At 47.9% G+C, this 11,242-nt stretch carries 9 protein-coding genes; 2 read left to right on the top strand and 7 right to left on the bottom strand.

Annotated elements, in window-relative coordinates; translation table 11 throughout:
* Nucleotides 1-166: 166 nt before the first annotated feature.
* From thrC to EDC16_RS07810, 5 genes are all read right to left on the bottom strand, one after another.
* The gene (gene thrC / locus EDC16_RS07830) at nucleotides 167-1,444 is read right to left on the bottom strand and encodes a threonine synthase (RefSeq protein WP_132967122.1); all 1,278 of its coding nucleotides are present in this window, start codon (nucleotides 1,442-1,444) and stop codon (nucleotides 167-169) included.
* Nucleotides 1,445-1,717: 273 nt separating this feature from the next.
* Nucleotides 1,718-2,662: a homoserine kinase gene (thrB, locus tag EDC16_RS07825; protein ID WP_132967276.1), complete on the bottom strand. Its 945-nt coding sequence runs from the start codon at nucleotides 2,660-2,662 to the stop codon at nucleotides 1,718-1,720.
* Nucleotides 2,663-2,670: 8 nt separating this feature from the next.
* Nucleotides 2,671-5,130: a bifunctional aspartate kinase/homoserine dehydrogenase I gene (thrA, locus tag EDC16_RS07820; RefSeq protein WP_132967120.1), complete on the bottom strand. Its 2,460-nt coding sequence runs from the start codon at nucleotides 5,128-5,130 to the stop codon at nucleotides 2,671-2,673.
* Between the two features lie 316 nt (nucleotides 5,131-5,446).
* On the bottom strand, nucleotides 5,447-5,815 hold the full coding sequence (locus tag EDC16_RS07815) for a helix-turn-helix domain-containing protein (protein WP_132967118.1): 369 nt from the start codon (nucleotides 5,813-5,815) through the stop codon (nucleotides 5,447-5,449).
* An 8-nt stretch (nucleotides 5,816-5,823) separates the two neighbouring features.
* Nucleotides 5,824-6,108, bottom strand: a complete 285-nt coding sequence (locus tag EDC16_RS07810; protein WP_132967116.1) for a type II toxin-antitoxin system HigB family toxin — start codon at nucleotides 6,106-6,108, stop codon at nucleotides 5,824-5,826.
* Nucleotides 6,109-6,323: 215 nt separating this feature from the next.
* On the opposite strand from EDC16_RS07810, the gene EDC16_RS07805 reads away from it, so the two are divergent.
* On the top strand, nucleotides 6,324-7,016 hold the full coding sequence (locus tag EDC16_RS07805) for a YggS family pyridoxal phosphate-dependent enzyme (RefSeq protein WP_132967113.1): 693 nt from the start codon (nucleotides 6,324-6,326) through the stop codon (nucleotides 7,014-7,016).
* A 61-nt stretch (nucleotides 7,017-7,077) separates the two neighbouring features.
* Nucleotides 7,078-8,595 carry a sodium/proline symporter PutP gene (gene putP / locus EDC16_RS07800; RefSeq protein ID WP_132967111.1) on the top strand — a complete coding sequence of 506 codons (1,518 nt, stop codon included), beginning with the start codon at nucleotides 7,078-7,080 and terminating at the stop codon, nucleotides 8,593-8,595.
* 70 nt (nucleotides 8,596-8,665) lie between these two features.
* Here the strand turns inward: putP and EDC16_RS07795 are convergent, their stop codons facing one another.
* Nucleotides 8,666-9,934 (bottom strand): amidohydrolase, encoded by a 1,269-nt coding sequence (locus EDC16_RS07795; RefSeq protein WP_132967109.1) that lies wholly within the window; start codon nucleotides 9,932-9,934, stop codon nucleotides 8,666-8,668.
* A 12-nt stretch (nucleotides 9,935-9,946) separates the two neighbouring features.
* Nucleotides 9,947-11,239, bottom strand: coding sequence for a C4-dicarboxylate transporter DcuC (gene dcuC / locus EDC16_RS07790; RefSeq protein ID WP_132967107.1), 1,293 nt, complete (start codon nucleotides 11,237-11,239; stop codon nucleotides 9,947-9,949).
* Between the last annotated feature and the right edge of the window lie 3 nt (nucleotides 11,240-11,242).

Raw genomic sequence — 11,242 nt, 5'->3', positions numbered from 1 at the left:
ACTTTATTTAAATTATTTGGGCTAGATCAAGGATTTTTTGCGATTTAAAGTATAAAAGTGCGGTTTGTCCTTTATTTTTCAATAATTCGTGCGATTCCAGCTTCCCAAAAAACAAAAGCGAACCACTCGGCTCGCTTTTAGTCAACTCATTCAACTGGCTAGTTGATTAGCGCTGTAACAGATAAGTCCTTAACAAACTGAAATCATTTGCCATTTCATCGGACAACAACGGCAGTTTGTTGTGTTTGTCCAACGCTTGCGGCAACGGCAGATCCAATCCAAGAATACGATCAACGCTCTCTTTGAATTTCGCCGGGTGGGCGGTGCAAAGGAAGATGCCGGTTTCGCCCGCTTGCAGATCGGCACTTAAGGTATCGTAAGCAATCGCACCGTGCGGTTCGCACAAATAACCTTTGGCTTGCATTGCTTGAAGTGCGGTTTCGGTTGCCGCATCGCTGCGCGAATCGCTGTGCAGTTCGCTTAAATTCCAACCATTACGCTTAAAGATTTCCTCCACCCGTGGCCAGTTGTTCGGGCGGCTCACGTCCATTGCGTTGGATAAGGTCGCCACGGTGGCGTTTGGTTGCCATTGCCCGCTCTTCAAGTAGCGCGGTACGGTGTCGTTGGCATTGGTCGAGGCGATAAAGCGCTTAATCGGCAAGCCTAGCCATTTGGCGATCAAACCTGCGGTTAAGTTGCCAAAGTTACCACTCGGTACTGAAACCACCAGGTTATTACGCTGCGCTTTCGGCAACTGCGCCACCGCTTCAAAGTAGTAGCACACTTGCGCCAGCAAGCGACTGATATTGATCGAATTCGCCGAATTTAAACCGATCGCCTTGCGTAAGTCTTGATCATCAAAGGCTTGCTTCACCAACGCCTGACAGTCGTCAAAATCACCGTTAATCGCCACAGTGCGGATATTGCCGCCCAAAGTACAGAACAGTTTCTCTTGCAGCGGGCTGATTTTGCCTTTCGGATACAGGATCACCACTTCGATATTGTCTAAACCGTAAAACGCATGCGCTACCGCCGCACCGGTATCACCGGAAGTGGCGGTTAAAATCGTGATTTTGCCTTCGCCACGGATTGCCGCCAAGGTGCGCGCCATAAAACGCCCGCCGAAATCTTTAAACGCCAGCGTCGGTCCGTGGAACAGTTCCAGCGCATAGATATTGTCTTCGACTTTCACCAACGGCGCCGGAAACGTGAACGCATCACTGACGATTTGGTTCAAAACCGCACTTGGCAATTCTTCGCCGATCAGTGCCGATAAGATCGCTTGGCTGCGCTCGACAAGCGGCAGCTCCAGCAACGCATCAACATTGTCCAACGGTGGAATCACTTCTGGGAAAAACAACCCTTGGTTTTTGCCCAATCCTTGACGTACCGCTTGAGCGAAATTGACTTGCTGTTCCGGGTGTTTGATGTTGTATAAATTCATTAAAAAATCCTTTAATTGTGATTTGTTATTCACTTATTCAGCGAGGCGATGTAGGACTGATTGTATTCACTCGGATTATTGACAAAGTCATTGATGAGGCAAAGTAGGGGCGGATTGCATATCCGCCCGTATACGAAGCTCGACATAAGCACTTAATCAATAAAGGAAAAATGCAAAATACAGTTCGGGCAGATATGCAATCCGCCCCTACTCTATTTATAAATTCCCCTACTTATTTATAAATTCCGCTCGTTTATCAGTCATAGAATGACATCAGTCTAGCAGCCTTGCCCCTTGATTATCAACCTGACAAACATGGACGAAGCCCTCGTTGTTCTGCAAATAGTTGTTTTCTAAATAGGTTGCTACTTTACTCGCAGTTGACAAATCTGGCGCGATCGCAAAAATCGTCGGGCCGGAACCTGAAATGCCGGTCGCCAATGCGCCCAGATCACGGCAGCCTTGTTTTACATTATCATAATTCGGCAGCAACTGCTCACGGTACGGCTCGGCAATCACATCTTTCATCATCAAAGCGGCTAAATTGGCTTGTCGGGTATGGCAAGCATGTACAAAACTACCCAGATAGCGACCATGATCGATCACATCTTGGCGACTGTAGCTTTTCGGCAAAATCGCACGGGCTTCAGCCGTGGAGACTTCAATCCCCGGATACGCCAGTACCCAATACCATTGATCAAAAAACGGTAAGGTTTGGCTGATATTGCCTAACGATTGGACCATCAACTGCACACCGCCCAAAAAGCACGGCGCTACGTTGTCATAGTGAATCGAGCCGGAAATCCGCCCCTCCAGTTCGCCCATCATCTCCAGCAGTTCCATTTTGGAAAATGGCTCTTGATGGAATTTATTCAACGCCACCAACGCCGCCACGATCGAGCAGGCGCTCGATCCCAAGCCGGAGCCGATCGGCATATTTTTTTCCAAGATCAAACGCAGCGACCGCACTTTGTAATTGCGCAGTTTTAAACGTTCGCAAAACAGCACATAGGCTTGATAAACAATGTTTTTTTGTGGTTCTTTTGGCAATTTGCGCACAAAATAACCGGCACTTTCCAATTCAAAGCCTTGTGCAATGGCTTCGATCTGCACGACATCCCCCAGCAATGAGCCATCGATCGGCGAAATTGCTGCGCCTAAAGTATCAAAACCAACACTGACATTGGCACTGGACGCCGGGGCGTAAACTCTTAACAAATCTGACATTAATTGCCCCCTCCATTTTGCAGTGTGCGCAAAATATCAGCGAAAATCCCGGCAGCCGTCACATCATTGCCGGCGCCATAGCCACGCAATAACAGCGGAATCGGGTTGTAATAACGGGTATAAAACGCCAAGGCATTTTCTCCGTTTTTCACTTTATACAATGGATTATCACCATCGACTGCTACAATCGAAACCTTGCATTTGCCATTTTCCAGTTGTCCGACATAGCGCAACACCTGCCCGTTGGCTTTGGCGGCAGCAACACGTTCGGCAAATTCAGCGTCCAGCTGCGGCAGCTCAGCCATAAAGTCCGCTACATTTTTGCCGTCGGCAAAACCCTGCGGCAACACACCTTCCACTTCAACGTCTTTCAGTTCCAACATCAAGCCGTTTTCACGGGCGATAATCAACAACTTACGTGCCACATCGCTACCGGACAAATCATCGCGCGGATCCGGCTCGGTGAAGCCTTTTTCTTTGGCCAGTGCGGTGGCTTGCGACAGGCTCAAGCCTTCTTCCAGCTTGCCAAAAATAAATGACAATGAACCGGACAGAATCCCGTCAAATTGCAGCACTTCGTCGCCCGCTGCCAACAGTTTTTGCAAATTATCAATCACCGGCAATCCGGCACCGACATTGGTGTCGTACATAAATTTTCGCTGATTTTGCGCCGCAACCGCTCTTAAGCGCAGGTAGTACTCCACATCGGAAGTGTTGGCTTTTTTATTTGGCGTCACCACATGAAAACCGGCACTCAAATAGCTGACGTATTGATTGGCAATATCTTGGTTAGAAGTGCAATCCACCAGCACCGGATTGACAATATTGTTATCTTGCACAAATTTTACCAGACGCTCCACCGAATATTCAGCGTCGGCTTGCACCAGCTGTTCACGCCAGTTAGTCAATTCCAGCGGCTGTTCGCTCAGCAGAAGTTTTTTCGAATTCGCTAAGGCATAGACGCGGATCGCGATATTCTTTTTTTCCAGATAATCGGTCTGGCGTTGGATTTGATCAACCAACTCGCCGCCCACACCGCCGGTGCCGACCACGAATACATCGACTACTTGATGATGGGTGAACAACGCACGATGGGTGGCTTTCACCGCTTGCACCGATTTGTTTTGCGGCACGACAGTCGAGATTGAACGTTCGGACGATCCCTGTGCGATCGCCACAATATTGATATTGGATCGGGCAAGTGCGGTAAAGAAACGGGCGGCAATACCTTTCGCGGTTTTCATGCCGTCGCCGACCACGGAAACAATCGATAAATTGTCGGTGATCTCCAACGGTTCTAATTGTTTATGCTCCAATTCGTAAGCGAACTCTTGTTGTAACGCTTGCTTGGCGATCGCGACCGATTTGCTTAATACACAAAAACTGATGCTGTATTCAGACGAAGATTGGGTAATCAAAATCACCGAAATCCCCGCTTTCGACATGGTGGAAAAAACCCGCGCCGCCATACCGACCATGCCCTGCATGCCCGGACCGGAAATATTGAACATACTGACATTATCCAGATTGGTAATCCCTTTCACCTGCAAGCTGTCCGATTTAACGTCGTTATTGATGTAAGTACCAGGCGCATCCGGATTGGCGGTATTTTTAATTACGCAAGGAATGCTACAGCGCACCAACGGGCCGATAGTGCGCGGATGGATCACTTTCGCACCGAAATAAGAAAGCTCCATCGCTTCTTGATAAGAAAGACTGTCCAACAAACGGGCATCACTGACTAAACGTGGATCGCAGGTATAAACTCCGTCCACATCGGTCCAAATCTCACAATAATCCGCATCCAGACACGCCGCCAACACCGCCGCCGAATAATCCGAGCCGTTGCGTCCCAGTAATACTAATTCACCTTGTTCATTACCGGCGGTAAAACCGGCCATTAATACGATATTTTGTTTCGGGATAGACGCCGCATCCACACGCGGTTTGGATTTACTGATACTGACCGACGATTCCAAATAAGTGCCTTTCGCCACCAGTTTTTCCACCGGATCAATCTGGCTGACCGAATAGCCTTTCGCCTCAAACCAGGCTTTCATCATCGCAATCGACAGTTTTTCGCCACGGCACAAAATGGTGGCATTCACGCTGTCAGGACAACGCTTGTTGCGCTGAATATCGCTTAATACCTGTTTCAGTTGGGTAAATTCGTTGTCAATAACTTGCAGAAGGGTGATTTTGTCGAGTTTGGGATTGGCTTGGTGTAAGCCATCGATAATGCGGTAGAAAATGTGAAGGGCGTCGTTAAAATCCTGTTCAAAATTTTCTCCGGCGACCGCCTTTTCTACCAACGCCACCAGATAATTGGTGATTTTCGCCGGTGCCGACAGCACGCCTGCCGCCTGATCCTTCAAATGCGCCTGTTCAATCAACCCGGCAGCCTGTAAAAAGCGTTCCGGATTCGCCAACGACGTTCCTCCAAATTTAAGCACTCGCATAATCTTCTCCTAATTCTCTAACATATTGATTTTAAATACTATTCTTAAATACTAAAAAACCCGCACTGGTCGGTGCGGGTTGCTTTGATTTTGTTATACAACACTAACCCGCCACGGACTTACGCATGGTAATCATAATGGTGGTGATAATGGTTGTGTTGTTTTGCATAATTTGGTTAATTTTTAAAAAAAATTGATGTGATAGAAATACAGAATTTCGTTCGGGTTGTCAATTAAAAATTAGAAACAAACCAAATAAACGCTATTTAATCTAGTCTAGCTCTCACTGCAACAATATAGTAGCTAAAAATAATTTTTATATTTCTAAGAGTAAATCTGCCGGAATACCTAATCCATAATGTAATTTTTTAATCATGGTTAAGCTCAGACGGCGTTTACCACTTAACACTTCCGACACTTTTGACGGTGACCCCAAATACGCCACCATATCTTTGGCATTGAGGTCATTTTGTTCCATTTTAAACTTAATAATATCAAGTGCGGTCACATCATTCGTCGGAAAAGGATAATGCTTAGCTTCATAAGCCTCGAGCAGCAACGCCAGCGCATTCAGCTCCAAATCCTGCTCACTTTCGACTTCCGGTTCTAAATCCATTAATTCGGAAAGCCTTACCAAGGCTTCGCGATAATCCTGTTCATCAGCAATTAATTTGATACTTTTCATCTTCGCTCCTAAAAATTCTGCTTACTATACTCAGCGTGTGTGCCAATCCATTCGATTTTTACAATTCCATTAAGATAGCGCACTTTCACCACGAGCCGGTAATGGTTACCTTTAATATTAAAAATAACACGGTTATTCGGCAAGAAATCACTGTTACGATAAGCATTTTTGATCTCTTGTGGGGTTTTCCAAGCCGCTTGTTTTACCTGCTGCAACCACGTTTTTATCGCTTTTTCACTGTTGGCATGTTTCTTGCAAAATGACAGCAACAGCTCTGTTCCAACCACAATCATTGATGCTCCTTAAGAGTAAAGCCAGCATAACATATTTCCCATTTTGGGAATATTATTTTCTACTTTTATATTTTTGTCAGTTACCACTGATGTTCTCTTCGATCCTGATCGCAAAATCAATATTCAATCTGAAACCACTCTTACTTAGACAGCCTCACCATTCCACGCTAGAATAACCCCACTTTTTGTTCACTTAACAGACCCTAGAATTATCCATGTCTATTCAACACAATCTGGCTGAGATTCATCAGCAAATCACATACCATTGTCAACAAGCTGACCGCACGTTGGGATCGGTAAAACTGTTAGCGGTCAGCAAAACCAAGCCATTTTCTGCAATTGCCGAAGCGGTTGCTGCCGGGCAAACTGCGTTTGGTGAAAATTATGTCCAGGAAGGTGTAGAAAAAATTCAGTATTTTCAATCACAAAACATCCCGTTGGAATGGCATTTTATCGGGCCGTTACAATCGAATAAAAGCCGTTTGGTGGCAGAACATTTCGATTGGATTGAAACCGTCGATCGGCTGAAAATTGCCGAACGCCTCAGTCAACAACGTCCGACCGCGCTTGCGCCGTTGAATGTACTGATTCAAATCAATATTAGCAACGAAAGTTCTAAATCCGGCATTATGCCAAACGCCTTACTGCCGCTTGCGACACAGATCGCAGCACTGCCGAATTTGCGCCTGCGTGGTCTGATGGCCATTGCGCAAGACAGTGATGATCCAAGCGTGCAGCAACAGGCTTTCAGCCGCATGCAACAACTATTTCAGCAGCTACGACTTGCCCTGCCTGAACAGCAAATTGATACGCTATCGTTAGGCATGAGTGGCGATATGGCAATGGCGATCAAGTGCGGTTCTACCCAAGTGCGGATTGGCAGTGCGATTTTCGGCGCAAGAAGCTAAAACAGGACATCAATTCGTGCTATACTCCGCCCCTTTTTCGATTTATTGATAGAGGCTGTTTATGTTTGGCTACGATCCAACAATTATTACCTTTACCATTTATATCATCGGTATGCTGCTGATTGGGGTGTTGGCATACCGCTATACCAGCAACTTATCCGACTACATTCTCGGCGGGCGTAGTCTGGGCGGCTTTGTCACCGGCATGTCTGCCGGCGCATCGGATATGTCCGGTTGGTTGCTGATGGGGCTGCCCGGTGCGGTGTATGCTGCCGGACTGGTCGAGGCTTGGATTGCAATCGGTTTGACCATCGGCGCTTATTTGAACTGGTACTTCGTTGCCGGGCGCTTGCGGGTATTTACCGAAAGCCACGATAATGCGTTGACGCTGCCGGAGTATTTTCAAGCCCGTTTCAGCTCAAAACAGGGCAATAATAACCACAAAATGTTAAAAGTCGTTGCCGCTAGCATCATTCTGTTTTTTTTCACGATTTATTGCTCCTCAGGTGTGGTTGCCGGAGCACGATTATTTGAAAACCTGTTCGGCACACCTTACCAAACCGCACTTTGGTATGGTGCACTTGCTACCATTATTTACACTTTTATCGGTGGTTTCTTAGCGGTCAGCTGGACTGACACTGTGCAGGCTACTTTAATGGTATTGGCGTTGATTATCACGCCGGTGATGGTGCTGTTTGCGATTGGTGGCATCGACGACTTTTCACAGGTATTGGCAGCGGCAGGCAATGATCTGGGCAAAAACTTCACCGATATGTGGACAGGCACATCGCTGATCGGTTTATTCAGTTTATCTGCTTGGGGCTTGGGCTATTTTGGGCAACCACATATTTTGGCACGCTTTATGGCGGCGGAAAATGTGCGTTCATTGACCAGCGCACGACGCATAGGTATCTCATGGATGATTTTCTGCTTATTGGGCGCTGTCGGGGTTGGTTTTTTCGGGATTGCCTATTTCTACACCAATCCGGAATTAGCCACAGTGGTCAACAACAATCGTGAGCAAATTTTTATTGAACTGGCGCGCCATCTATTTAATCCATGGATTGCAGGGGTGCTGCTGTCCGCAATTTTAGCCGCCGTGATGAGCACCTTAAGTTGCCAGCTGTTGATCTCCTCCAGTGCGATCACCGAAGACTTTTACCGTGGCTTTATTCGCCCCAAAGCCAGTGACAAAGAGCTGGTGTGGTTAGGACGCTTAATGGTGTTGGCCATTGCGGTGATTGCAATTGCAATCGCACAAAACCCGGAAAGTCAGGTGTTGAAACTGGTGGAACATGCGTGGGCAGGCTTCGGCAGTTCGTTTGGGCCACTGGTGCTGTTTTCACTCTTTTGGCAACGCACTAACGCCAACGGTGCTATGGCGGGAATGATAACTGGCGCATTGGTGGTCAGTTTCTGGAATAGAGTGATTCCGGACAGCGGAATTTATGAAATGATCCCCGGTTTCATCCTGTCTTCACTGGCTATCGTGCTGGTTTCACTGCTGACTAAACAGCCGGAAAATGATATTCTGGAAAATTATCAGACTGCCGATCGTCAATATAAAGCGAATATTTAGCGGCAATTTGCGCTCAAAAATACCGCACTTTGACTTTGCGCCAGTGCGGTATTTTACCAGTGAGTTTTAATCAACCGTTCAGCCGCTGCAAAAGTGCGGTATACAGATTAACGCCGGTCAGCAGTTGCTGTTCATCAAAATCGAATTCAGCTTGGTGATGTCCGGCAGTGCGGTCGGCACCAACAATAAAGTAAATCGCTTTGCCGCCGTGTTGCTGCACCCGTCGTCCGAGAATAGTTGCGTCTTCACTACCGTTGAAGCTATAGGTCGGGGCAACTTGCGCCACGTCGGTCTCTTTTTCCGCCAGTTCGCTGATTAATTCAACCAATTCAGCATCGTTATCGAGATCGACCGCTTCGCCCATAATTTCAGTTTCATAGTTCACATCAAAACTGATAGCGATACCTTTGGCGATTTGCAATACTTGATCCACCATATATTGATTGATCTCGGCATTTTCACCGCGCACCTCCAACTGCACTTCCGCAGTGGTCGGAATCACATTACGCCCTTCGCCCGCTTTCAACCCCCCGACATTGATTCGAGTCATACCGTCGCCGTGGCGCGAAATGCCGTGCAGTTGTGTCACGGCATGTGCCGCCGCCAGCAAGGCATTGCGTCCCAAGTGCGGTGCGGCACCGGCATGCGCCGGTTTGCCGCAATAGCGTATATCCATTTTTGTAGTGCAAAGAAATTTTTTCGGATTGGCAATAATCGTACCGGAATCGGCACAGAAGCTGAGATGAGAGGCGGCAAAATAGTCGGCATCATCGATAATACCGCTGGCGGCAATTGCCGCCGCGCCACGCACGCCCTCCTCCGCCGGCTGAAACACCAGTTTAATTTTACCGTTTAATTGCGCTTGGTTGTCGGCAATCCATTGCGCCACCCCCAAGCCGATCGCCATGTGTCCGTCATGCCCGCAGGCGTGCATAAAACCGTCATTTTGTGAGCGGAAACCCAATTTGTTGGGCAGGTGATCCTCAAGTGCGGTTTCCTGCACATTGACACAATCGATATCGAAGCGCAGCGCCACCGTGTTACCCGCTCTGCCGGAATCAAAAATCGCCACACAGCCGGTATAACCGTCCATTTTCTCCAACCAGTTTTGATCGGCGCCCCGTGCAATCGCCTGCTTCAAACCGACATCGACAATCGGTTGCTGCCGTCCGCGGACAAACTCTGGATTGATAATTTGCTTGCCCAACCTCACTTCAAAGCCCATCTCAGACAAGTATTGTGCCAATTTAGTGGTGGTCAAAAATTCACACCAACCGGTTTCCGGAAATTGATGAAATTCCCGCCGCCACGCAATCAACTGTTGTGGATTAATGCCCATACTACCCTCCAGCTATAACATAAACAGAGCCAAAAACAATACCGCCAGCACCATGCCCGGTGCAGTTCGTTTAATCATATCCACCGGATTCGCCATCGCCAAACCGGCACAGACAATGGTCACCCCGGCAATCGGCGAAGCCGTGCGGCCGATGGCACCGGCAATCGCGGCTGCCATGCCCAAATTGACATGAGTGTAACCCAGCTCAGCCGCATGCGGCGTCACCGCCGTATTGAAGGCTATCGCCGCCGCATCACCGGAACCGGTGATGATGCCCATCAAAAACGGTCCAATGGTCGCCCCCCAACGGACAAATTCATTGGAAGATTTTAAGAATTCAATTGCCGAGTCAATCGCCCCGGTCGATTTCAGTCCGGCGACAAACACACTGGCGGCAATGATAATCCCCAACACGTTGGCATACGAATTGCCCATGCCGTTGAAAAATTCATTAGTGATTTTCACCGGCGAAGCACGAGTGACAATGATCGCATAAATCGCGCCGATCAACATCGCTTCCGGCACCGTCATTTTGGTCCATGCCAGCCAAGAGATTTGTTGCAATTCAGTACCGCCGATCACCAGCAATACCACCGGAATCAACGGCGCCAGCGCATACAAAAAATTCACATTGGTGAAATGTTGCTCTGCGTTTTGGTTTTCTGCCAAATATTCATCACGGAATTTTTTGTGATAATCGCCCAAAGCCACGGCTAAAATCGTCAATACCACCGCACCGATTGCGCCGGCAATAATGGTGTAAGGCGCATGGCTCAGGTTCACTTGGGTCACCGTCAAACCCGACATTTCACTGATCATTGCCGAGTGAGAAGATCCGGGACTCATCATCGAACCGAACGTTCCTGCCAAAATTGCCGCCCCGGCGGTTGCCGGACGCACGCCAGCCGATTTCAGCACCGGTATCAAGGTTGCACCCACCGCCGCCGCACAACCGGCCGCCGACGGAATGGCGATATTGATAAAAAAAGTCAGAATCGTAGCGATCGGAATCAGAAAAAATTTCAAACCGCTTAAAGGCTTAGTCAACAAATGTACCAAGTGCATATCGCATTCGGTATATTTCATCACATAAGCAAAGCCCATGCTGGAACAGATTGCCATAATCAACCCGGCGCTGGTCATGCTTTTGGCAAATGCTTCCAATGCGCCCATCGGATTCAGCGTTAGCACTGCCATCACTAACCCCACGCCTAACAACACCGTGCGGGTTTCATATTTTTTAATCAACAGATAAATGGTCACGACAATGCCCAATAACGCAATGCCCATCTTTAATTCATTCATTTA

This window comes from Testudinibacter aquarius, from assembly GCF_004342725.1.
Lineage (GTDB): Bacteria > Pseudomonadota > Gammaproteobacteria > Enterobacterales > Pasteurellaceae > Chelonobacter > Chelonobacter aquarius.
Note: the sequence above shows the minus strand (reverse complement) of the source record. Positions and strands in the feature narration are given on the sequence as shown.